The sequence below is a fragment of the Methanobacterium alkalithermotolerans genome (assembly GCF_018141185.1).
In the GTDB taxonomy this organism is placed as follows: Archaea; Methanobacteriota; Methanobacteria; order Methanobacteriales; family Methanobacteriaceae; genus Methanobacterium_F; species Methanobacterium_F alkalithermotolerans.
In genome coordinates, this window is the sequence record NZ_CP058560.1 from 343,627 (window position 1) to 368,342 (window position 24,716).

Here is a 24,716-nt window from a genome sequence, read left to right on the forward strand (position 1 = left end):
TTTTAGAATAATGAATATTATAACAACTATCTTACTATAAATAATCTTAATATTATGCAATAATTAATATATTCCAGGAAATATAGGGAGAAATTATAGATGGTGGAAGATAAAACTAAAAAAGAAACCGTTACCATTAATGTTACCGGGATGCACTGTACCTCCTGTGCTTTGAATATTGAAAAAAAGCTTAAAGGAACAGATGGTGTTAGTCAGGCCCAGGTGAATTATTCCACCGGAAAAGCAAATGTGGAGTATTCACCAGATAAGATTGCTAAAAAGGAAATTCTGGATGCGGTAGAAGATAGTGGTTTTAAAGGTTTTTTCATACATGAAGAGGAAGCAGAATATGCTACTGATCCCATCACCGGTATGCGTCTTTTAAAGTCCCGGGCTATAAAAAAAAGTTTTGGAGGCAGGGACTATTATTTTACAGATGAACACTCCCTGCGTAAATTTCAGGCCCCGGAAGAAGAATTAAAAACCATGAAAAAGAGGGTGGCCCTGGCTTTAAGTGGGGTTATCATATTAGGTGTGGCCCGTGTGGTGGCCACCGTTAGCTTGGCTGCTGGTGTTTCCCTTATCAGCATGGCCCCTATACCCTCTTTGCCATGGTTTACCTGGGGTTACTGGTTATTTCTTTTAACTACTCCTATTCAGTTTATTGCCGGTTATGGTTTCTATAAAGGGGCCTATTATGCGGTGAAAAATCGTTCCCTGAATATGGATTTTCTGGTGGCCATGGGAACCCTTACTGCCTGGACCTACAGTAGTTTTGTATTGTTCTTTCCAGGGGTGCTCCCGGTTACTGAAAGGGATGTGTACTTTGAAGTATCAGCGGTGATTATTGCCTTTGTGCTGGTGGGGAAGTTCATGGAGGACTATATCAAACAGCGCAGTTCAGCAGCAGTTAGAAAACTCCTGGATCTTCGACCAAAAACCGCTCAGGTAATTCGTGATGGAGTAGAAACCACGGTGCTGGCTGAAACAATTAGGGTAGGGGAAATTGTGGTGGTAAGACCCGGAGAAAGCATTCCAGTGGATGGTGTGGTAACTGAAGGAGAGAGTTCCATTGATCAATCCATGGTTACTGGGGAGAGTATTCCTGTATCATGTAGAGTGGGTCAGGAGGTGATTGGAGCCACCATTAATAAACAGGGTCTGATTAAATTCAGGGCCACCAAGGTGGGTTCCCAGACCACCCTGATGCAGATAATTAAACTGGTGGAAGATGCCCAATCCTCCAGTGCACCTATACAGAGGTTGGCTGATCGGGTGAGTTCTTATTTTGTTCCCATTGTGGTTTCTATTGCCCTTCTTACCCTGGCCGGCTGGACCCTGGCCGGAGATTTTACTGCCGGAATACTGGCCTTTGTGGCAGTTCTTATAATATCATGTCCCTGTGCCCTGGGGATAGCAACCCCTGCGGCATTAATGGTGGGAGTGGGTAAAGGAGCTGAAAATGGGATTTTAATCCGTGGTGGAGAATATCTGGAGAGAACCCACCAGTTAAATAAGGTATTTTTTGATAAAACCGGGACCCTTACCCGGGGAAAACCAGAGGTAACACAGATAATATCCCCTGATCCTGATGAAACTTTAAAACTGGCTGCTATGGCAGAAAAAGGCTCCGAGCACCCTTTAGCCGAGGCTATAATAAAAAAGGCAGAGGAAATGGATGTGGAAATTCCAGATGCTGCTGGTTTTAAAACCACCCCTGGTCAGGGTATAACTGCCTGGTGGGATGATAAAGCTCTGGTATTAGGTAACCGTAAAATGATGGAGGATAATAATCTGGATATAACACCCCAGGAGGATGAAATTCAGGGCCTGGAAACTGAGGGTAATACGGTGATTATGGTGGCCTATGATAAACAGGTCAGGGGCCTTATTGCCATTGCAGATACCTTAAAAGACCACTCTAAAGTGGTGGTTAAGGAATTGGATAGCATGGGTATTGAGTCTGTGATGCTTACCGGGGATAATGAACGTACCGCCCAGGCCATAGCCTCTCAAATAGGGATAAGAAATGTTTACTCTGATTTACTCCCTCAGGATAAATTGGAAGTTATAAAAAAATTACAACAGGAGGGTAATGTGGTGGCCATGGTAGGAGATGGTATTAATGATGCCCCGGCTCTGGCCCAGGCAGATATTGGTATTTCCCTGGGTTCTGGTACTGATGTAGCTAAAGAAACTGGAGGAATTATCCTGGTTAATGATGATCTGCGGGATGTGGTGGCGGGTATAAAATTAAGTAAGGCCACCATGAAAAAGATAAGGCAGAACCTGTTCTGGTCCTTTTTCTATAATACAGCAGCCATACCGCTGGCGGCTTTAGGATTTTTAAATCCTATGATAGCAGCAGCAGCCATGTCTTTAAGTTCTCTTTCAGTAGTTACTAATTCTGCTCTTTTAAAGAGGCTTAAGTTTAAGAGATAATTATTTTATTTTTTTTTAGACAGGTTTAATAGATTATTATACTGAATTCTAATTAACATAATAATTAATTATAAATCTATGATTTTTATAATACACTTAAAGGAGTGATAAAATTATGAAAAAGTTATCCAATCAAATTATTTTCGGGATTATTTTACTGATTATTGGAGTTCTATTTTTACTGCGCAGTACCGGGATTTACAATACCGGTAATTTACTCAGTTATGTTCCCTCCTTATTTATAATCCTGGGGATTTACAGTCTAATTAAAAGTGGTTTTAAGAGTATCAGTGGTCCAGTAACCATGATTATCATCTTCACGGTTATCCAGTTACTGGTTCTGGGTGTTATTACCGGGTCTACCCTCTCCAGCTGGTGGCCTTTAGTCATCATCCTCATTGGTGCAGGTATTATCCTTAATCATTACCAGCGGGATAAAAGCAAGGTTTATACCAGGGATAACATCGATTTAATGGCCATCCTGGGAGGGGTACAAAACACCATTAAATCCAGTTCATTTAAAGGCGGAGACCTTACCGCCGTACTGGGAGGAGTGGAACTGGATCTTCGAGACTCTCAAACCGGCCTGGAACCAGCCATAATAAATGTTACGGTACTATTAGGAGGAGCTGAAATAAGAGTCCCTGATGACTGGGATCTTAAAATCAATGTGATGCCAGTTTTAGGTGGAGTGGATGATAGCAGAACCCGGTTGAGTAATAGCACCCCTAAGGATAAACCAGATTTAATAATTAATGGAATGGTAGCCCTGGGTGGGCTGGATATCTATGATTAAAAAAAATGGATATTATTTTAAAGGGTAATTCACCCCAATTATTTTTAAAAAAAATATCCTGAAAATAAATAGAGGATATTTTACTTTAAATTATTTTTTTCATATACGGTCACATTCCCCCTTTGTCTTATGATGGTGTATCCATCCAGGGTGAGTTTTCCTTCTCCAGTGTAGATATAGTAATCCGGGTTTACTTCTTCAAATAATTCCTGGAATACATCCGGGCTTACCTTACCTGGTATACGAGTATATACGAATTTTTTAAGGTACCAACTGTAAGCCGGGCCTCTTACGGCAGCTATAACCCTATCTTCAAATTCAGGATCATAATTAATCAGCCATTCAGCAGTTTCTTTTTCAATTAAAACCACTTCATCTTCCCGGGGCATGTTATCCATATAACTAACTGCAGATAATAATAAGGCCAGCACCAGCACCAGGGAAATAGCAGGAGATATCCATGTGGTGTTTTTAAATTTAGTTTGTATAAGGCTGGAAATTTGCCTGATTCCCAGGGCCACCCCATAGGCTAAAGGTGGTACCATGGTAATGAAGTAGCGGTCCACTTTTACCGGGTGGAAACTGTGCATAATAAAAAAGGCGAAAAACCAGGTTAAAAACATTAAATCCAAATCCAGATACTTTAATTTATAGTCTCTTAGTAAATAAAACACTGATAATGCCCACAATATCAATAAAACTTCACTGTACACATAGGATATACTACCATAGGTAAAAATTAAAAGCAAACCCATTATCAATACTCCAGCAGCTTTAAGGTAATTTTGTGGTGTTTTTAATGTTTTCCGGGTTTTAAGAGCAATTTTAATTATATAAATTATTATCCCGGTTATTATAAGTCCTAAAAGTACATAGGCCAGTAAATCAGGTGTTTGCTGAGAGGGCCATAAGAGCTGGCTGTAATTATCAGGAGCAGGGCTGGAGAGGTACTGAGGTATATTTTTCAGATAGTATAATAAATCCAGGTTATATCCAGGGTTTAATTCTGTGGCAGTTCCAGCCGCTGAGGCAGAAAATTGAGATATGAAGGGGAAGGGTTTTCCTATTTGACGGTAGAAGTACCACATAAAGGGGAGGTAGATTAAGACCCCCAGGATAATTCCCTTAACTCCATTTTTTATTTCTTCTTTTTGGGGTTGATTAAAGAATATCAAAAGCAGCATGGGTATTATTATGAGTCCCGAGGTGTAACGGGTTAAAAAGGCCAGCATGGCCAGAGGAAAGGCCAGATAATAGTAGCGGGAATCGTTTTTAGACGCCTGGTAGGTGAAGTACAACGCCCAGATGGATAATGATATAGCGGGAGCATCCAGGGCTCCACTCACTGCCCAGGCCATTAAAATAGTGAAGGTGGCATAGGATAAGGCCCCGGCCAGGCTTTCATATTCATTGAACCTGATTTTAAGTAGTAAATACATTCCCAACGCACCCATGATATAGAATACCCCACTTATCATAAAAAGAGACAGTTCAAAAACATACCCTGCCCGGAAAAGAAGGGAGGTTAAGAAGGGTAAAAAAGGTGATAGGTGCAGGGTATCCCCTATACCCATACCTGCCATTTTAAGAGCGTTATTAAGGTATAAGAATATATCCCAGTAGGCCACTCCAATTTGAGACTGTATAGAAACTAATTCATAAGTGATGATTAGCATTAAAAGCCCTAAAAGGGCCATGAATATCAAAGATACTTTATTTTTATGGATGATATCTGTAATTTTTCCCATGCAATTTCCTCTAAAATTATGATTATAATTCTAAAATAATAGTAAGATTTAGATATAAATTAATCTATCCACATTAAATATTTCTCCCCGGCGGTAATAGTGATTTTATTATTTTTAGTTTCATCTCTTAATTTTTAATGAATGATAACCTTAATATTTAAATCCAGTTAGTAATATCAACACCTTAAAAACCCTCCACCCTCTCAAATATAATTATATTGGCCACCCTTTGTACTTCTACAAATCCGGTGAGGTTGAGAGGAGGGTCACTATAGTAATTTATAAAGTAGGTGGTGTTATTTTCCAGTAGCATACGGGAAAATTGAGCATTGTCTTCAAAGTTTTTAGGCCATCCCCTTTTTACATTCATTTTAAGGTGCCAGCTCATAGCCGGCCAGTAGTCCGAATAAATCACCTTATCCTGATAATCAGGGTCATAATCTTTCATAAGGTTTCCTGCAGTTTCCAGATCACCATAGATGTGCCGGGGGACATTGTAGGCATAGGGTTGGATTGATGAAAACAAGAGTAACAGGGCCAGTATAATAGCCAGTAATCCGGCGCTTATCTTTTTTTTACTTAACTGGCTTAACTTATCCTGTACTTGATTGAATCCCAGAATCAGGAGGTATGCTAAAGCAGGGGTGGTGGTGATAAAGTAGCGGTCCACCTTGATTATAAGGAAGCTGTGGGAGATGAAGTAGGTTAAAAACCAGATGAACATCATCATATCCAGAGAACTGTTTTTCCCTGCCTGGTTTTTGGTGGAGTAGTAAATTAAAAAGATTAAGGCCAACATGGTCACCGCCGCAGGTAGATAGGAATTGCCCTGCAGGGTAAAGATAAATAAAAGGGATAGTATTATTCCTGCTACTAGTACCAGGGCTTTTTTTCTTTTTGAGGTTTTAAAGTTTTTAAAGCACCAGATGTAGCGCATAGCATAAATTAAAAGCCCTGCCCCCGCAATTATAAGTATTAAATAGGAAACCATATTGGTCTGGGCCAGGCTGGGGTAGAGCATGGTGGCGTAACTATCATTTACCGGGTAACTGGATATGTACTGAGGAAAATGATTTATATAATAACTTTTTCCAGGAAGGTAAGCCGGATCTCCCTGGGCCGGGTCATTGGCCACACTACCCTCCAGTAGATTTAAAAAGGGTACTGGTGTTCCCAGTTTAGAGTAAAAAAAGCCCATAACCGGGGCCAGTATAATTAATCCTATTAAGAATCCCAGGGCCAGTTTTAGGAGGTGGTCTTTTTTTAACTGCCCCTCTAAAATTATGGTAAGAAAATAAAATCCTAAAGGCAGGATCATAAGTCCACTGGTGTAACGGGTGAAGAAGGTTAAAAAAGCCAGGGGGAATACCAGTATAAGTGCCCTCTGGTCTTTTTTAAATCCATATACTAGTACGTAGGTTAGCCAGATGGCCAGGCAAACGGCAGGAACATCCAGGCTACCGGTGGCTGCCCAGGAGAGAACCAGGGTAAATGAGGAAAAAATTATAGCTCCAGCCACTGATTCTTTAGTGGAAAATCGTAATTTTAAAAGCAGATAAAGTCCTATTATCCCGGAAGCAAAGATAAGGCCACTTATAAGGTAGAGGGGACTGGCCTTAACATAGCCCAGCCGGAAAAAAAGAGAGGTTAAGAAGGAGAGTAATGGTGGTAGCTGGGTAATGGAACCTTCCCCTAAACCAGCATACATTAAGGCATTATTCAGGTACAGGAATATATCCCAGTAGGCCACCCCTAATTTGAGTTGTAATCTTACCAGATAGGCAGATAGGGTTAAGGCGAATATGATAATGATGATTAAAGCGGGATTATTTTTTAGATAGGAGTAAATATTATTAAAGATATTCATGAGTAAAACCTTATTTTGAGAGGTAAATAATGGTAATTGTACTTAATATTAAGTGGTCCCTGCGCCCGGAGTTTGGAAGGAATTCTAAAAAAAGCCTATAATTCCAGGAGCATGGTTTAGTATATTATAGTTAAAGGGATATCTAAATACATTGGTTATAAATTATTCTAAAAATATTGAATTTATTAAAATTAATTCCCTGAATCTAATAAAATTAGGGTGCCATATATGAGAAAAAGTAAAAATATTTCCCTGGGTCTTTTATCATTTCCATCCACCAAGACCGGTATTACTCCTTTATCCAATATGGTTGAGATACTCCTGGCGGTGGTGGGGGATCTGCATCTTGTTTCGGGTAATGAATCCTGTCGAAAGTTCCAGGATGATAACAGGTTGGAATTGTACTGCACCCATCACCGTAGTTCTTCTTTTAGCCTGAAAAGGGTGTGGAATTATTTTTATTTACAACTTAGTATGGCCTTATATGTTTTACAATTAAGAAAGGTTGATTTCTGGATATTTTTTATAGGGGGAGACACCCTGCTATTACCCATGCTCATGGCCCGATTAACTGGTAAAAGAGTTATATTGCTTTTTGCTGGTTCTTCTATCCAGACCCTGGTGCACCGCCAGGATAAATTTGCCGGGATGGCCCGAAGGGTATCCCATCTTAATTGTAGTTTAAGCAGTGCCCTAATACTCTACTTTAAAAGCCTTAAAGCTGAGTGGGGATTGGAAAAATATGAAGATAAAATATTAATCCAGCCCCGGCATTTTATTGATACAAAAAACTTTAAAAGAAATCCAGATTCTACCCGAGAATATATAGGTTATGTGGGTCGCTTATCCCAGGAAAAGGGAGTTATGAATTTAATTAAATCTATTCCCCTTATGGATAAAAAGGTTAAGTTTTTAATTTGCGGTGAAGGACCTTTAAAAGAAGAAATAAATGAATATTTAAGGGTTAATGATTTAAAAGATCAGGTGGAGTTAACCGGATGGATAAATCATCAGGATCTACCTGATTATCTAAATAGAATGAAGCTTCTGGTGGTTCCCTCCTATACCGAGGGTTTTCCCAATATCATCCTGGAGGCTCTCTCCTGTGGTACCCTGGTAGCAGCCACCACTGCCGGGGCCATAGGAGAAATCATTGAAGACCATAAGAATGGGTTTTTGCTAAAAGATAACCATGAACTTACCATAGCCGGCTTTTTAGAAGAGTTTTTAGACTATGAAAATCTGGATAAAATCAGGAAAAATGGTTACCATACCGTGGCTGGTTTTGACTATAATAAAATCAAAAAAAACTGGGATGATTTACTATACCGGTTTTATGAGGAAGGTTTGTAGATTTTTTTAATTAAAATGGTGTTTTTAGTAGGGGAGAGTTAAAAAAAATGAAGGATGAATTTAAAATCTGTCTTTTAATGCCCAAGATGTTTCCCCGGATAGGTGGTTTTGAAAATGTGGTATATGATTTATCCCGGGGTTTATCCTGTCACCATAAGGTGCAGGTGGTTTTCACCACCATAAGTTCAGATCGGCCCTTACCTCCCGGGGTGGAGGTTTTTCCAGTATTAAAGGAAATAAAAATCAGGTATATTGGTTTTTTATTATCTCTAATTTATAATAGTATTTTTTTCTTTTTTTATGCCTGGCAGGAGAGGCCGGATATGGTTAATGTGCATCCTGTTTTTCCCGGGGTAATGATAACCTGGTGCAGCTGTAAGTTGTTGAAAATTCCTCTGGTGGCCACCTCCCATGGAGGGGATATTCAGTTTACCTCGCAGGAAGACTATGGTACCCGTAAAAATCCCCTGGCCAATTGGATCTTGAAAAAAACCCTGCCCCTCGTGGATCGCCATGTAATTATCAGTAAGGCTATGTATCCCTTTGCCCGGAGTGCTGGTTCCAGAGACTCCCGGATAGAAATAATACCCCTTGGAGTGGACCCTGATGTCATTAATCTGGATTCTCGCCTTAAGATTAAACTGGAAAGTGAATTAAATATTAAAAGAGATGACTTTGTGATACTCTATCTGGGGCGACTCATAGATTTAAAAAGGCCTCAGGATTTGCTAAAGGGTTTCTATCAGGCTAATCTGGATAATGCAAAACTAGTTTTTGCAGGTAGTGGAGATAAGGAGATAGAACTAAAAAAAATGGTTCATGATTTATCCCTGGAAGATAAAGTAACTTTTGCAGGTTTTATAACACCTGAAACTGGTAAATGGGATCTTATTGATCTTTCCCATGTCCTGGTAGTTCCTTCCCTTAGTGAGGGTTTTAATTTAACTGTTCTGGAGGCCTATGCTTTGAGTAAACCAGTAATTGGAACCAGGATTGGGGCGCTCCAGGAAATCATAAATCCTGGAATAACCGGTTTACTGGTGGATAGGCGTTCTCCAGAGGATATAAAAGAAGCCCTTATTTATATGTATGAAAATCCTCAAAACCGGGAAAATATGGGTCTTGCGGGTCAGGAATTATTTTTAGCCAATTATACCCGGGATAAAATGGTCCACAAATACCAAAAACTATACCAATCCCTTATCACTAAGAAATAATTTTAATTATTTTTTTTGTCGGGTCCGCAGGCTCTTTATAAAACGGATCTCATCTTCATTTAAAGCCCGGGTAACAAGCATTAAAATCAAATAAATTATACCACCTGCTATTACCATGAATACCAGGTCTAATACACCATCTCCTAAAATAGGAGAAGTAAGGTAGATGATTAGAGCCATGATAGTTGAAGAAAATAAGCTCTTGCTTAGAAATTTAAGGTCCAGGTGTACTTTTAAAAACCGGCGGGAGTAGTAGAATATTACTCCTGCTGCAATAAAATAACTGCTTAAGGTGGTTAAAGCAGCGGCAGTTAAGCCCAGTACCGGTATTAAAAATAGATTCCCTAAAATATTCACCAGAGCGGCTATAAACCATATGCTGGCTATGATCCTGGTTTTTTTAACCAGGGCAAATACCAGAGAATAAATGGTGAATATGCTGTAAAAAAATGATCCTAAAGCCAGAATGGGTATGAGGTAATAGGAGTTGGCGGCAATTAAAGTATTGGATAGTAAAACCAGGAGGGGGTAAGCCAGTACACTAATGCCGAAAACTGCAGGGATGCTTAAAAATAAAAATAACTTCACCGAGTAAGTAAAGTAACTGGTGGTTTGGTCCATTTTGCCATTATCAAAGTGCCGGGAGATGGTGGGAAGTAAAATAGAAGGAAAAGGCATCATAATTAAGGCAATCAGGTTACCTATACTGTAGGCCGGAGAGTAGAAACCTACAAAGGAAGTCCCCAATAATAGACCTATAAGGTATTTATCACTGGATTCCACTATCCAGTAGGAGATGGCACTGGGAACCATGGGCAGTGAAAAATCCAGATACTCCCTTATCCGGGTAAATCGAGGCCGATAAATTCCTATTTCCCGGATAATTAAAAGATTCATGATTATAAAAATCACCACCTGGCCAATTAGATAGGCCAGGATAGCTCCATTAATGCCCTGATTTACTATAACTGCATAGGAAACCAGTACCAGACTTAAGTAAACCTGCAAAAATAGGAAGAGAGAATATATTTTTATTTTCTTAAAGGCCCGGAAGTAGTTTACAATAATGGTGTTTATGGCCCCCAGGTAAACCACCAGGGATAAGACCTGGACCAGGAAAACATTACCATCAAGTAGGGCTCCGGCAATAAAATCTGAGAGAAGAAATATGAAAAAGGACAGGACTAAGATAAAGCTACCGGCAAAAAGGATAATAGAATAATAACCCTCCTGGATCATATTTTTTTCTTTAATAGATGGTAGATAACGTATGACTGCATTGGGAAGTCCTAGAGTAGCCACTGCACCAAAAAGTCTTATGGTGACCTGGAATATATTCCACATACCAAAATCAGTTATGCTGAGGTTGTTAGATAATATCGGAATTAATATAATGGTACTCATGGCTGTTAATACATTAACCAGCCCCAATAAGCCCATTCTTTGCATGAAAGATTTGTATTCACTCAAAAAATTTTTCCCCTGATGGATGATTCTTAAATTAATATAAATATAATAATAGTCTTCATTTATTAAATAATTAAATCAAAGATTAACTACCTTACTTTAATATTCAAGCATTATAAGTCTTTAATAGGTTGAATTATTAAAAAGGATTACATAGTTGTATGTATTAATATAATAAACTGGTAATAAATATGAATTTTAAAGAATTTGATGGTGAATTTTTTCTCTGGTTGCTTTATAAGCACCTATTTAGCCATTTACCCTATTCTCCAGGTAATAAATTGCGGATGAAAATTCTAAAAAATTTTTTAGGAGAGTGGGGCGAGGGTTCTCATATATCCACCCAGGTTTCCATTATCTCCCCAGAAAACATAGTACTGGGTAAAAGAGTAGGGGTGGCCAATAAGGTTATCCTGGATGGGCGAGGGAGTATAACTATTGGTGATAATTCCATTATTGGTTTTGAATCAGTTATTTTATCCTGCACCCACAATTCATCCTCCCGGGATATCCCTATAAGGGATCAGGGGATGTTTCAGAAGAAAATAGAAATCGGGAATGACGTATGGGTAGGGGCCCGGGCTGTAATCATGCCGGGAATAAAAATAGGTGAGGGGGCCATCATTGGGGCCAATGCTGTGGTTACACATGATGTGGAACCCTATGCCATTGTAGGAGGAGTACCGGCCCGGTTTATTAAATACCGGCCCTGAATCTGAATATATATTTAAGTTTACAGGTGATTTTTTTGGAAGAAAACATGTTAAAAAAAGTTGAAAATAAAAATGCCCGGATTTGTATCGTGGGGCTGGGTTATGTGGGACTTCCCACCGCTATATTCTTTGCAGAAGAAGGATATGAAGTTATTGGCGTAGATAAAAACCATGAAAAGGTAAGGCTCACCAACCAGGGCATATCCACCATTGGAGAGCTTAATCTGGATGAACGCTTAAAAAAAGTGGTGGATGATCATAAGTTACACGCCACCACCGATACGCTGCAGGCCAGTCGTGATGCAGATATCATTATACTCATTGTGCCCACCCCGGTTACTCCTTCCAAGGACCCGGATTTATCCTACATCATATCTGCTGGTGAGGAAGTAGCCCAGGGTTTAAGTAGTGGAAAACTGGTTATTCTTGAATCTACTGTTTACCCCGGGGTTACTGAGGAAACCCTAAAACCATTACTGGAAGCTGGTGGTTTAAAAGCAGGGGATGATTTTGGTTTGAGTTACTGTCCCGAGCGTTACAATCCAGGAGATACCGAACATGATATACAGCATGTTTCCCGGGTTTTAGGGGCTATAAATGATTACTGGGGCCAGGTAACCCAGAAATTATACCAGAGTATAATTAATAAAGATGTGAAGATTTTAAGTAATATTAAAACCGCAGAAGCAGCTAAGGTGATTGAAAACACCCAGCGGGATTTGAACATTGCTCTTATGAATGAACTGGCCATGATCTTTGAGAGGCTGGATATTGATATTATGGAGGTTATTGAAGGGGCCAGTACCAAGTGGAACTTCAATAAGTACTATCCCGGGGCAGGGGTGGGGGGACACTGTCTACCGGTTGATCCCTACTATCTGGTTAAAAAGGCCCAGGAAGTGGGTTATCATTCCAAGGTTATTGCCGCTGGTCGGACCATAAATGACCATATGCCCACCCATCTCTACCACCTCACGGCCGATGCTTTGAATGACCATGAGAGGGCCGTTAATAATTCTAAAATCGTGATTTTAGGTTTATCCTATAAAGAAAATGTAGGTGATCCCCGGGAATCCCCGGCCAGACAGTTGATACATAAATTGCAGAGTAAAAATGCCAGGGTAAGTGTGGTTGATCCCTACATCGATATTGATTATGAGGAAGGAATGGAAAAAGACCTCTACACCGCCCTGGAGAATGCCCATGCCCTGGTACTGGTTACCGCCCATGATGATTTTAAAAACCTGGATTGGGAAAAGATAAAAAAATTAATGAAACTGCCAATATGTATTGATGGTCGGAGAATCTATAATCCCATGGAAGTTAAATCCCATGGATTTTGTTATAGGGGAGTGGGGGCAATTAATCACTAAAAAAATGCCTTTTAAGATTAATTAATCATTAAAAATATGTAAATTATGACTAATTTTAAAAATTTTATTTCCTAAGCCCTATCCGAAAAAAAAAGATTTTAATTTATTTTTTTTTGTTAAATAAATTTTAACTCAAAACATCCCTTTTTTATAAGAAATGCTCTGCAGTTTGTTCTAATTCCTCTTTAAAATCACCCTGAGGATTGTATCCCAGGGACCGGGCCCTTTCAATATCTGCCAGGGAATGTTTAATATCTCCACTTCGTGGTTTGGCATATTCTGCTTCCAGAGCCGTATTTAGTATTTCATTTAAGTATTCCACCAGCTCATTTAGGGTGAATCTACGGCCACAGGCCACATTAAACACCCCTCCTTTTTGTGATTGGGCAGCTAATATATTGGCTTCCACCACATTTTTAATAAATGTGAAATCCCGGCTCTGTTCCCCATCCCCGAATATAACTGGTTTTTCGCCTTTCAACATTTTCTGTATGAATTTAGGTATAACCGCTGCATACTGGGATTCAGGGTCCTGTCTGGGACCAAATACATTGAAGTACCGTAAAGATGCTGTTTTCAAACCATATACTTCTTCAAACACTTTGCAGTAATATTCCCCGGTGGCCTTGGTTACTGCATAAGGGGATTTAGGATTAACGGGCATATCCTCCACTTTAGGTAAAATAGGGGTGTCTCCATAAACAGAAGATGATGAAGCAAATACTACTTTTTTTACTCCGGCATCACGTGCTGAAATTAGAACCTTCAAAGTACCGGTTACATTAGCCTCATTGGATTTAAGTGGGTCTTTTATACTGCGGGGAACACTGGGTAATGCTGCCTGGTGAAAAACATAATCACAGCCATCAAAGGTGGCCTCCAGATCAATTTCATTAATATCCCCTAAATCCAGGTCAATGAAACCATCTTGCAGGTGTTTTATATTGTCCATACTTCCAGTGGATTCATTATCCACCACCACCACCAGGTTATCAGTACAAAGCTCTTCTACTAAATGAGAACCTATAAAACCCAGGCCTCCTGTAACTGCAATTTTCTTATTTTTTATATTATCAACCCCATTTTTAGAATGATACGTTATGGTAAATGATATTTTTTATTAAATTGATGAATTTTATATATAGAGGATAATCCTCTAAAATTTGTAATTATAATATACCTTGATATACTTACCATCAGGATTTACTAAAACCTATTTAATTACCAACTTAACAATTCACCTGAATTAAATATATAATTTTATAAAGATAAAAACTTTTTAAATCAGATACATCTTATTAGAACTCCCAGGATTTAATATTATTGGCCGGAAGTAATGATTTAAAATCTATCAGAAGATTAGAGTATATTAAAATCCAGTAGAACTTAAATAATTATTATTATAGGTAATCTGAATAAACCTTACCACCATAAAATAGATTATTTAATTGATTAAAATAAATAAAAACCCAATAAAGTCGGGGATATAAATAAAATAGTATGAATTAATAAAAAACCCCCATAATTAATTAAAATAGTATCTAATGGATTGAAATTAATAAAAACCCCCCATAATTAATTAAAATAGTATCTAATGGATTGAAATTTATTTATTAAATTTTAAAAAACATCTAATTTAGGAAAGGTCACGATTATGGATAAAAAGGTAAGTATCATTGTACCGGTCTACAAAGGTCGGATTTATTTAGAAGAGTGTCTGGAGAGTCTTTTAAAGCAGACCTATCCCCACTGTGAAGTGGTGGTAATATATGTTAAGGGTGATAAAAAGGCCCAGGAAATTATTGATAAATTTCAGAAAGATCCCTCACTTTTACCAGTAAAAATCAAAAAGAATGAGGGGATTTCTTCTACCCGTAACCTGGGGATTAAAATATCTTCCGGCCATTATGTGGCTTTTTGTGATGATGATGACTTTTTTCATCCACAAAAAATTGAAAAACAAATAAAAGTCCTGGAAGAACCAGGGGTGGGATTAACTTACTGTGACTTCCAGGTGGTAAATACCAAAAGTGAATTGTTGACTGATGCTTCTGTTCCTGAATGGGATTTGAATAAATGGTTAAAAGATACCTATATTGGTCTTTCCACCCTGGTGGTGGAAAAACAAATCCTGGAAAAGGCGGGTTTATTTAATGAGGAGCTTTTTGCCAGTGAAGATTTTGAACTGCTTTTGAGGTTATCCACCTTAACCACCTTTAAAAAAACAAAGGGTTTTCTGGCCTCTAGAAGAATACATACATCTAATCACTCTCGAAAAACATCTAAAACATTAATAGAACGATACAAAATATATAAAAAGTATGGATATACTACCCTTGGACTTTATACTCTTTTTAGAAACCTTTTTTTATCCAATACAATTTTCTATCTATATGAGCATCCCCGGCTATATGAAACCCTGAAAAAAATTAAAAGATAAGTATTACTATTTTTTTAGAAATTAAAAATTTGCAATATAATGATTTTTGCAATTTTTTTACATTCAATCTTAAATGTTAAAATCTTGGAAATAGATATACATTCGAAGATAAACCTATATCCTTACCCTTTCTTAATTATTGTTCTGGTAAGAAAATATTCTATCTAATTATATCCACAATAACTAGCTAAAGTAAGATTACGATCTTAATCGAATTAGACTAAACCATTAACTAATTATTAATAATTGGTAAAAAAGTTTTTTAAAAGATTTAATAGAAATTTTACCTCTCAATCGGATAATCTCATTATTTATATAATACATGTGGAACAACAAAGTCAATCATATTTTTCATTCTTCTAAGCGATTAATATCCTGAAATTGATCAAAGTGTTTGTCAAAGCTGTATATTTCCGTATTACTAGTATTTCTCATTGCAGCAACAGTTACTAAATCATTAAACCCGATTTTATTGTTTTTATATTGTTCTGCTAACTCTATTGCTCTAAATAACTCGTTTTGAGTTATTTCATGAATCTTTACATTTGGTGTTTCAATTATAAATTTAATTACATCCCTTGCGATATCATGTCCTTCCCATTTTTCGAGAATATTCATGATTTCAGCAATTTGAAATGTGGTAATTCTTACTTGAATTCCATTTTGTATTTTTTTAAGAATTTTCATAGAGTTTTCCTTTATTCTTTTCTCGTTTTCAGTCAATTCATCTTTTTTACGTATGATTGCATGAATGAAAATATTTGTATCAATATACTTTACCATTTATTGATCCTCCTGTCCTTGATTGGACTTTATTTTAGTAATTCTCGTTTAATATTATCCCAATCTGCTAAATCAGATTTTAAATCAACTTCAAGAGAATTAAAATGTTTTGTAATGTCTACCGGTTCATGACTTTTTAATATGATTTCTCCGTCCTTAATTTTAAGTACAACATAAGAATTGTTTTTCAAATGTTTATTTCTCCATTTTTTTGGAATAACAATTCTACCATGGCCATCAACCTGTTTTATCATCTCTTGTACTTCTTCTTCACCTTTTACTTGGCTCATGTTTTTTCCTCAAGTTCGTATCAATTTTATTTACTATATTGGTGGTTATAATATCTAATTAGAAAGCTTATTAGAAATTTACCACTATCATTAAGGTAATTTATTCTTTTTGGAAGATATATACTTATGGATAATTTTATTTTTTGCCATTTTTTTTATATGGCATTAATTTTTTTCTATTTATTATACTCACTATTTATTTCAGCACTGATTCTTAAGAGCACCATCCCTGAAAAAGCAGCATAAAAATCACCTAAAAATGAAAAAACGATAAATTAAAGCCACCATAATTAAGATGTGATATTCCCACTTTCAAATAATTTCCTTAAGAAATCCATCCTAAAAAAACTGCTACTGGTCATAATATTGGTCCAATTTGATCTAAAGCCTCATCCAGGCCAAAACCTGTTCCAGGACTAACCGGCTAGATCATGTGATAAAACTACATCCTTGAAGGTAGGTGAGTACCTAATATTTTTACTCAACCAACAATAGTCAAAACCCGGGCTAAAAAAAATAATTCGACACTTGTTATAGAAATATTTTTATATGGGCCTATTAAATCTCATGATTAATGTTTAAAGCTTTTTTATAGGTCTCCAGATGAGCACTGACACATTTATCCAGGTAAAACTTCTGGGCCTCTTTTAATCCATTTTCACCCATTTTTTTACGTAAAGTTTCATCTTCCATGAGCCGGATTATACTCTCACTTAAGGCCACCGGATCCTGTGGAGGAATGATAAATCCGGTTTTATGGTCTATCATCTGCTCTTTTATGGCCCCTACATCGGTGGCAATAACTGCTTTACCCATACACATGGCTTCCAGTATCACCAGAGGAGTACCCTCAGCAATAGAAGGTAAGATTAAAAGGTGTGATATCCCCAATATAGATGGTATGTCTTCACGAGAGCCTAAAAAATAGATACTATCTGTTAAATTGAGTTTTTCAAGGAGTTCTACCAGTTGCAAATAGTAATCTTTTTGGGTGGAGGGAACATCACCTACCAGGAGCAATTTGAAATTCGGGTTATTTTCCAGTACCCGGGGCAGGGCTTCTATAAGATAACGGTGCCCTTTAACTGGATTTATATTGGCCACACAGACCCCTAAAAAATGGGAATTATTTAAACCCAGCTCGGTTAATAGATGTTCTTTTTTAAGGAGGGCCTGGTTCAGGTTGAATTTATCCGGGTCCACCGGTTCATATATTACCTGCACATTCCTCCGGGATTTAAAGCCCTCCCCTAAGTAGTACTCCCCCAGGCTGGGGGCAATGACAATTATCTCTTCTGCCACCGGTTTTACCAAAATCATCATCAGAGAAATTAAAAAGGAGGGATAAAGGGAACTCATAAGGTGCCATACCACTTTTTTTCCACTAAGGTAAGCAGCTAAAGCGGGCTGGAAATTTAAAACACCATTAACATGAACCAGGTCTACATTTTCCCGCCTGATGAGGCGGGTGAATTGAAATACAGTTAAGGGTATGGTCACTATCCAGAAAATATTTTTTAGAATTGATTTTGCAGAATTGAAATTTGATGGTCCGGGAAAAAAGATTTCATTAACCGGGAATCCTTCCCTTTGGGCATAGCTGGTGAAGTTTGTATTACCTGAAGATGAAGAGGGACAGGCCAGGATGGTGTTTACTCCTTCTTTTTTTAGTTTCTCTGCTACAGAAATCACCCTGATTTGGGGCCCACCCAGATAATTTTGCATAACCACATTTAGTACCTTCATTCAATTCACCGGGTTAATATCACCTAAAGCACCTTCAACCAGTTTAAAGCCTTTTTTTGAGCTTCTTCAAGTTTTAAGGAAGGTTGGAAATCATGAGGATTAAGCTGGATTTCCTGTATTTTTTCATCCATCCCTCCAGAGAGTACCTCTTCTAAGGAGATACATGCCTTACTATTTAATCCCACATCCCGGGCGAAAGCCCTGTTTTTTGGGGCGTAATCTATTATTAGAAGTGGTAGATTGTTTATAAAGGCAAATAGGCAGGAGTGATATCTCATCCCTATAAAGGAGGAGCAGGTTGATATTTCATTAAGTATGTAAAGGGGATCCGGATTATAAGGAATTATTTCAACCCTATTTTTAAAATCCAGTAATTCGAATAAGGAAGTGGTAATCTGGATGTCATCGTGGGGTGGTTGGCCATTGAATATGAAGAGTTTCAGATGATGGAGGTGACTATCAGCCATCCATTTATTAAGTGCCAGGGCTATTTTCTCTACCAATAAATCGTCATTTTCATTTTTAGGATCATATATATGGTAAAAGGGTAATATAGATACTCCCATAATTACCCTGGATTTAAGGTTAGTTTTATCCAGAGTATCTTCTTTTTTAAGAAGATATGACTCTTGTTTTGTTTTATTAATCAAAGGATTTAGCTGGCTATCTTTTTTAAAGATTCCTTCACTTAATAATAAGGATAAATCCAAAGACTGGTAAGTTTTTGTATCCACTCCCATATCCTGCAGGGTTTCTTCTGATAAGGAGTCTCTTACCACAATCAAATCAGCCATTTTACAGGTATTTTTAATTAAGAATTTCCCCCACCAGTTATTTGGTTTTTCCACCCCAATACCCAGAAAATAGCACTTTTTGCCCCTTAATTTCATGGCCCCGGTAATTAGAAGATGCTGTAATAGTCTAGGTATCCTGATTCTCCGGGTACCATAGTCAAAAAAATGGGTGCCTCCTCCCAAGACATAGATGGAAGACTGGAATAATGCTTTAAAAAATAAGAAGCGCTGGTAAGGATTTACTTCTCTAATCCGATTATCCATAGAGGGTGGTAACTTAATTTTTGAGCCGGTGGTGATGGTGAAGGTAGTAGAAGGGTATATCCTATCCATGATATTTAAAAGTGAATATAACATGGCATCATCCCCGGTATTTTTCCAACCATAATAGCCCAGTATGAAGATATGTTCCCCGGGATCATCTTTAGAGTTTATTAGAGCCATCTCCATGAAATTAATTCTTGATAAATTCCCTGTTTTTAAATTTAAAAGGATTTATTCTCCCCATAAAAAAATTTATTTTGAAAAATATTAATCCAGGAAATAAAGGAATTGTGGTTTTATGAATTATAAAAAAAGTTTAGAAGGGATATATTAATTTTTCATGTCTTCTTTTAAGGTTTTATAGAACTGTTTAAATTCCCAGTCCCATTCTGCAGAAACCCGATCTAAATCAATTTCCATTTGCGGGTCATCCTGATACCCGGATAAAGGAATGTGAACTTCAATAAGGGGTGCTTTAACTTCAAATTTAACATTATCAATCATCATCTGAATCTGGAATAGTGCTAAATTATTTAATAGTTCTTTTTCAGTTTCTTTATCCAGTTTAGTATCTTCATAGGTTAATACATATTTAGTTTCCCAGGAGGAATTATTCATCTTGCTTTGTTGGCATTTTATTAGTTTTAACATAAAATTACCTCAGATATTTCTTAAGACTTAATTAAAGCTCCTATAAATGATTATAAAATATATCCTTAAATACTCTTTAATAAATTTATTATATATAGTTATAGGGGATTTTTTTTAGAAAAATTGTTAATATATAAACCATTTTAAATTATCTTTTTATATGGAAGCTAAAGTTAATAATTGCTCTATTCCCAGTAAAACTATATAAAACAAAGAGGGTACATACTAAGTTAGTATATATAAGGAGATATTATGAACCTTTATTCATTCCTATCACTCATCGTGTTTATCATCTATGTTATAATGGGTTTTTACGCTCTTAAATTGGATAAGAAATCTCCTTTAAACCAGGCTTTTTTTATAGTGAGTATGGCCATGGCCTTATGGTCTCTGGCTTTTACTTTCTTTTTTATGGCACCAGATAAGGAATCGGCCTGGTTTTTTTATAAATTAAGTTCCTGGGGCCGCAGCACCCATCCGGCACTGCTTTTAATATTTTCACTGATTTTAACCCGTAGATACAGGATATGGAAAAATAAATTCATTATTTTTCTCCTCTTAGTCCCGGCTTTGATATTTGTATGGCAGACCTATACCGGGCCCTTTATCACCGGTGATTTGATACTTTTAAATGGAGTATGGTATGAGGATTTACTAAATAACAGTCCCTGGTGGACTGCCTATAGTTTTTATTTTGTGGGTTATAATTTAGTAAGCCTATTTTTAGTATGGGAATGGGGTCAAAGTGCCGCCATTGATCGTGAAAAAAAGCAGTCTCATTTCATATTTTATAGTGCTCTTCTGGTTCTTTTTTTAGCCCTTTTTACCAATGCCATTTTACCCAGCCTGGCTATATATTCTGTACCTGCTGTGGGCAATATTCTGGGTATGGGAGTTATAATTGCCATCTGGTATTCTATAACCCATTACCAGCTTATGCAGATTGATCCTTCCATGGCCGGAGAAATCATAATGGATAAAATAACCGACATGGTAATTCTCCTGGATCCGGAAGGAAATATATCCCGGGTTAATCCTCGTTTAGAAATGCTTCTTGGTTTTTCCCAGTACAGTTTAAGGGGCCGTCACTACTCCACCTTCATCCAGAATCAGGTTGAACAAAAAGTACTGGGCAATAAAATAGATTTCTTAAAGCTGCAGCATGATAAAAGATCCAGGGATTATCCACTTAACCAGAAAATAGAGCTGCACTATCCTACCCGGAAAGGTGATACCATACCTGTGGAGGCCCTTATTTCCTTGATTACTAGTGAGGATGAAATAGCTGGTTTTGCCTTAGTAGCCCAGGATCAGCGCCAGACCATCAAATTAAAACAGGAAATTCAGGAAAAGTTAAAGGCTCAGGAAAATGTTAAAAGACATCTAAAGGCCCTGCAGTCATTAAACGAATTAATTGTCTCCATGAACCAGATTATTACCCCCCAAGAGTTACTGGCCAAAACTCTGGATTCCTCGTTGGATTTACTGGAATTCCAAAAAGGTGGGGTTTATTTAATTGAAGGAGATGATTTAAAACTTAAAATACATAAAAATTTTGATGACGATATGTTAAAAGCAAATAGTAATTTTAAAGTTGATAAAAAGCCATTTGCATCATTATTAACAGAAGGTAGTTGTTTTATCAGCAACTGCTACCTGGAAATAAACCCTGAAAAGGCCCGTAGATGGAAGGTTAATTCCCTGGCTGCCGTTCCCCTTAAATCTAAAGAAGAAATTTTAGGGATGCTGGTGGTATTTGGAGAAGATAAGCATCCCTTTTTGGAGATGGATAAAAATATTTTAGAATCTATTGGCCGGGAGACAGGTGCTTCCCTGAGCCGTATAAAGGCCGAAGAAGAAATTATATCCGCCCTTAAAGATAAAGAAGTGCTTTTAACTGAAATACATCACCGGGTGAAGAATAATATGCAAATTATTTCCAGTTTACTTAATCTGCAGACCATTTTCACCTCTGATGAGAATATACGTCAGGTAATCAGGGAGAGTCAGGGCCGGGTGCGGAGTATGGCCCTGGTACATGAACATATTTACCAGAAGCACACCCTCTCCCAGGTGGATTTAGCATCTTATATGGAAGGTCTGCTTACAGAACTGATTCGAGGATATCAAAGCCCTAAACGTGAGATTGTTCTTGATCTGGATGTGGAAAAGATAGATTTGAACCTGGATACCATCATCCCCCTGGGCCTTATTTTAAATGAACTGGTAACAAATTCACTTAAATACGCATTTAAGGATCGATTAAGAGGATTGTTATCCGTTAAAATAAAAAAAACAGATGAAGGTTACTGTATGGAGGTTAAAGACGATGGTGTGGGTCTACCTCCTGAGATAGATATAGAGAATACCACCACCCTGGGGCTGATGCTGGTACAAAATCTCTCCCAGCAAATTGAAGGAGTGGTGCAACTGGTACCTGATGAGGGGGCCTACTTCAAAATTTTATTCCAGGAAATTTACTACAAGGACAGATTTTAATTTAAACCTTAATTAAATAGATAGTTGAAAGCTAAACTATTAGTTTAATCACAGTATAGTTTGATAATTAATGCATCTGTTTAGAGGATGAATTTTAGTCTTTAAGGGTGAGTGGGTTAAAATATTTTTTTAAATTACCCATCTTTATCCCTATCTCTTTTCTGTGAAAAATAAAATCCGCTCATTTTAAAATTTTAATCCCCACCTATTAAAAAAAAATTAGTTGGTATAGGGGGTAAGATGATTGAGAATAATTTTTATAAGAAAATGCAGTTACTGTCATTTAAGGTGAAACTTAGTAAAAATTATCATTTTTTACCGTATTAATTTCCATCTAAATCCAGTTTTATCTTACTTAAAAAAAAGGTGGATAAAGTGAGTTATCTTTTTAGTTAAAAATTCACTATAGTTAGAATTTAGTTAGAAATTCACTCTAGTTAGAATTTTCGAAAAGTTTAGATAAAAAAATATTATTTTTATTAAAATCTGGTAAATTGCTAAGATATAAATTTATTAAAGATTATATTATCTTTTATGATTTTTGCTAAGGAAAAAGAACTTTATTTATCTGGAAGAATGGATTATAACCAGATTTTATATTCATCCCTCAGGTGATAGGTAATGATTCTGGTTAATGAGGTTGAATCTTCCTCTATTATATCTCCTACCACTACTCCCCGGGCAGATTTTGTAATAAATCCCTACATCGGGTGCAGTCATGGGTGTATATATTGTTATGCTCGCTTTATGAAACGTTTTACCGGTCACCAGGAAAAGTGGGGAAAATTTGTGGATGTGAAAGTCAATGGTGCCCAGCTGGTTCCTCATCCCCGGCCCAAATTTAAAGGAAGTTCCATACTCCTATCTTCAGTCACTGATCCCTACCTGCAGCTTGAAAAAAAATATGAATTGACACGGAGAATAATTCAAGAACTCCTGCCCCTGAAAGGATGTTTAATGATTTTAACTAAATCTGATCTGGTATTAAGAGATCTGGACATCCTGGAAAAGATGAAAAAAGTGGAAATTGGGTTTTCCTTTTCCACCCTGAATGAAAACCTTAGAAAAGAAATTGAACCCCGGGCTAAAACTATAGAAGAACGGTTAAATGCTCTAATCCAGGTAAAAGAATCAGGATTTAAAAATTTTTTATTTATCAGTCCCATACTGCCTTATTTAACTCCCTGGGAAGATATAATTGACACTACCCGGGATTATGTGGATTATTACATGTTCGAAAATCTTAATGTAAATGGTAGTGTATGGCCTTCGGTTTTAAAGTGGTTAAAAAAATTCCATCCCCACCTGGTGGAGGAATACCGGTCCATTTATTATGGGGAGTCTTCCTACTGGATTGAAGAAAAACAGGCCATTAAAGATTACTGTAAAAAAGAAAAATTGGTGAGTGAATTTTATTTTCATCATAAAAAAACTAAATAACTATATTGAATATTCTACCTCTTTTTAAAGCCTTTCATCAACCAGGAGATGAAAATAATTAATTTTAATTTTTGAAAATAATCAGGGTATGCAAAATGCTTTCTTAAAAAATCAAAGTCCCTTAATCACCGGATATGGTCCTTTTCCAATAGCCCTAATATTCTGTTAAATTGATTAAAATCATGCTTATGAAAGGTTTAATGGTTAAAAAAGAACGCTGATAGGGCATTAAGATTAGAGATATTTCGTGGCTTTTTTAGAGAAATATAATGATTTTAAAGGTTTTTTTAGGAGTATTGGCCAAATCATTGTAAATTTATTTTTGATTAAGCGAACATTGTATATTTGAAGGTTAAAGGCTTCTTTAAGAGGCCTTTTTTAATTTTAAGTTCTCTTTTTAGTCCGGGAGCAGTAATATGTCCCTTCCTAATCCATTTAAAAATGCTTTAATCAAGGGTCATTTATTTAAAATAAGAATGTATTATGCTTAAAATTTGAAATTGGGTTAGAAAAGATAATATCCAGTGATAGTTATTATAAAAGGTCACCGAAGAGCTTTATTGGATTAAATAATGTTTAAGGAGGCCTTTTTTCTAATTTTTATCCACAATCTTTATATAAGATGATGAGGGCAAGTAGTAGAATGTCATGTTGACTTGTGAAAGGCCTGTAACTATATGAAGTTAATGAAAAATTTAAGACAGGTTTAAGTTTCAGTCCACATGATGCGGAGGAGGTAAAATTTCGCGAATAAAAAAAATTACAAGCATACTATTTTTATGCTTAATCATAGCCAATGGTGGTGGCATATACGCCCTTGATAGTGAAGAGCT

Annotated in this window: 17 protein-coding genes and 1 pseudogene; 9 read left to right on the forward strand and 9 right to left on the reverse strand. The window is 36.8% G+C overall.

The window, feature by feature from the left end:
• Positions 1-99: 99 nt before the first annotated feature.
• Positions 100-2,442 (forward strand): heavy metal translocating P-type ATPase, encoded by a 2,343-nt coding sequence (locus HYG87_RS01675; RefSeq protein WP_211533509.1) that lies wholly within the window; start codon positions 100-102, stop codon positions 2,440-2,442.
• A 115-nt stretch (positions 2,443-2,557) separates the two neighbouring features.
• A complete protein-coding gene (locus tag HYG87_RS01680; protein WP_211533510.1) occupies positions 2,558-3,238 on the forward strand; it encodes a LiaF transmembrane domain-containing protein in 681 nt (226 codons plus the stop codon).
• Positions 3,239-3,318: 80 nt separating this feature from the next.
• On the opposite strand, the gene HYG87_RS01685 is transcribed toward HYG87_RS01680, so the two are convergent.
• Both HYG87_RS01685 and HYG87_RS01690 read right to left on the reverse strand, forming a co-directional pair.
• Positions 3,319-4,986 (reverse strand): glycosyltransferase family 39 protein, encoded by a 1,668-nt coding sequence (locus HYG87_RS01685; protein ID WP_211533511.1) that lies wholly within the window; start codon positions 4,984-4,986, stop codon positions 3,319-3,321.
• Between the two features lie 184 nt (positions 4,987-5,170).
• A complete protein-coding gene (locus tag HYG87_RS01690) occupies positions 5,171-6,853 on the reverse strand; it encodes a glycosyltransferase family 39 protein (protein WP_211533512.1) in 1,683 nt (560 codons plus the stop codon).
• A 228-nt stretch (positions 6,854-7,081) separates the two neighbouring features.
• Between HYG87_RS01690 and HYG87_RS01695 the strand changes: the two genes are divergently transcribed.
• Complete coding sequence (locus HYG87_RS01695) at positions 7,082-8,206, forward strand: glycosyltransferase (RefSeq protein ID WP_211533513.1); 1,125 nt, start codon at positions 7,082-7,084, stop codon at positions 8,204-8,206.
• Positions 8,207-8,253: 47 nt separating this feature from the next.
• Positions 8,254-9,423 (forward strand): glycosyltransferase family 4 protein, encoded by a 1,170-nt coding sequence (locus tag HYG87_RS01700; protein WP_211533514.1) that lies wholly within the window; start codon positions 8,254-8,256, stop codon positions 9,421-9,423.
• 6 nt (positions 9,424-9,429) lie between these two features.
• Here HYG87_RS01700 and HYG87_RS01705 read toward each other — a convergent pair whose 3' ends face one another.
• Positions 9,430-10,893: an oligosaccharide flippase family protein gene (locus tag HYG87_RS01705; protein ID WP_211533515.1), complete on the reverse strand. Its 1,464-nt coding sequence runs from the start codon at positions 10,891-10,893 to the stop codon at positions 9,430-9,432.
• A gap of 548 nt (positions 10,894-11,441) precedes the next feature.
• Here HYG87_RS01705 and HYG87_RS11080 point away from each other — a divergent pair.
• Both HYG87_RS11080 and HYG87_RS01715 read left to right on the forward strand, forming a co-directional pair.
• Positions 11,442-11,597: pseudogene (locus tag HYG87_RS11080) on the forward strand (DapH/DapD/GlmU-related protein); the annotation flags it as partial.
• 32 nt (positions 11,598-11,629) lie between these two features.
• Positions 11,630-12,976 carry a nucleotide sugar dehydrogenase gene (locus HYG87_RS01715; RefSeq protein ID WP_249164869.1) on the forward strand — a complete coding sequence of 449 codons (1,347 nt, stop codon included), beginning with the start codon at positions 11,630-11,632 and terminating at the stop codon, positions 12,974-12,976.
• A gap of 148 nt (positions 12,977-13,124) precedes the next feature.
• Here the strand turns inward: HYG87_RS01715 and HYG87_RS01720 are convergent, their stop codons facing one another.
• Complete coding sequence (locus HYG87_RS01720; RefSeq protein WP_211534183.1) at positions 13,125-14,045, reverse strand: SDR family oxidoreductase; 921 nt, start codon at positions 14,043-14,045, stop codon at positions 13,125-13,127.
• Positions 14,046-14,630: 585 nt separating this feature from the next.
• Between HYG87_RS01720 and HYG87_RS01725 the strand changes: the two genes are divergently transcribed.
• The gene (locus HYG87_RS01725; protein ID WP_211533517.1) at positions 14,631-15,416 is read left to right on the forward strand and encodes a glycosyltransferase family 2 protein; all 786 of its coding nucleotides are present in this window, start codon (positions 14,631-14,633) and stop codon (positions 15,414-15,416) included.
• A gap of 351 nt (positions 15,417-15,767) precedes the next feature.
• Here HYG87_RS01725 and HYG87_RS01730 read toward each other — a convergent pair whose 3' ends face one another.
• The 5 genes from HYG87_RS01730 to HYG87_RS01750 form a co-directional block, all read right to left on the reverse strand.
• Entirely contained in the window at positions 15,768-16,199 is a 432-nt protein-coding gene (locus HYG87_RS01730) for a type II toxin-antitoxin system VapC family toxin (protein WP_211533518.1), read from the reverse strand.
• Between the two features lie 29 nt (positions 16,200-16,228).
• Positions 16,229-16,489 carry an AbrB/MazE/SpoVT family DNA-binding domain-containing protein gene (locus HYG87_RS01735; RefSeq protein WP_211533519.1) on the reverse strand — a complete coding sequence of 87 codons (261 nt, stop codon included), beginning with the start codon at positions 16,487-16,489 and terminating at the stop codon, positions 16,229-16,231.
• 558 nt (positions 16,490-17,047) lie between these two features.
• Complete coding sequence (locus HYG87_RS01740) at positions 17,048-18,235, reverse strand: glycosyltransferase family 4 protein (protein ID WP_211533520.1); 1,188 nt, start codon at positions 18,233-18,235, stop codon at positions 17,048-17,050.
• A 23-nt stretch (positions 18,236-18,258) separates the two neighbouring features.
• Positions 18,259-19,479: a polysaccharide pyruvyl transferase family protein gene (locus HYG87_RS01745; protein ID WP_211533521.1), complete on the reverse strand. Its 1,221-nt coding sequence runs from the start codon at positions 19,477-19,479 to the stop codon at positions 18,259-18,261.
• Between the two features lie 144 nt (positions 19,480-19,623).
• Positions 19,624-19,944, reverse strand: coding sequence for a hypothetical protein (locus HYG87_RS01750; protein ID WP_211533522.1), 321 nt, complete (start codon positions 19,942-19,944; stop codon positions 19,624-19,626).
• A gap of 252 nt (positions 19,945-20,196) precedes the next feature.
• On the opposite strand from HYG87_RS01750, the gene HYG87_RS01755 reads away from it, so the two are divergent.
• Together HYG87_RS01755 and HYG87_RS01760 are read left to right on the forward strand one after the other, a co-directional pair.
• Complete coding sequence (locus tag HYG87_RS01755) at positions 20,197-22,443, forward strand: histidine kinase dimerization/phosphoacceptor domain -containing protein (protein ID WP_211533523.1); 2,247 nt, start codon at positions 20,197-20,199, stop codon at positions 22,441-22,443.
• 621 nt (positions 22,444-23,064) lie between these two features.
• On the forward strand, positions 23,065-23,883 hold the full coding sequence (locus HYG87_RS01760) for a radical SAM protein (protein WP_211533524.1): 819 nt from the start codon (positions 23,065-23,067) through the stop codon (positions 23,881-23,883).
• The last annotated feature ends 833 nt before the right edge of the window (positions 23,884-24,716 follow it).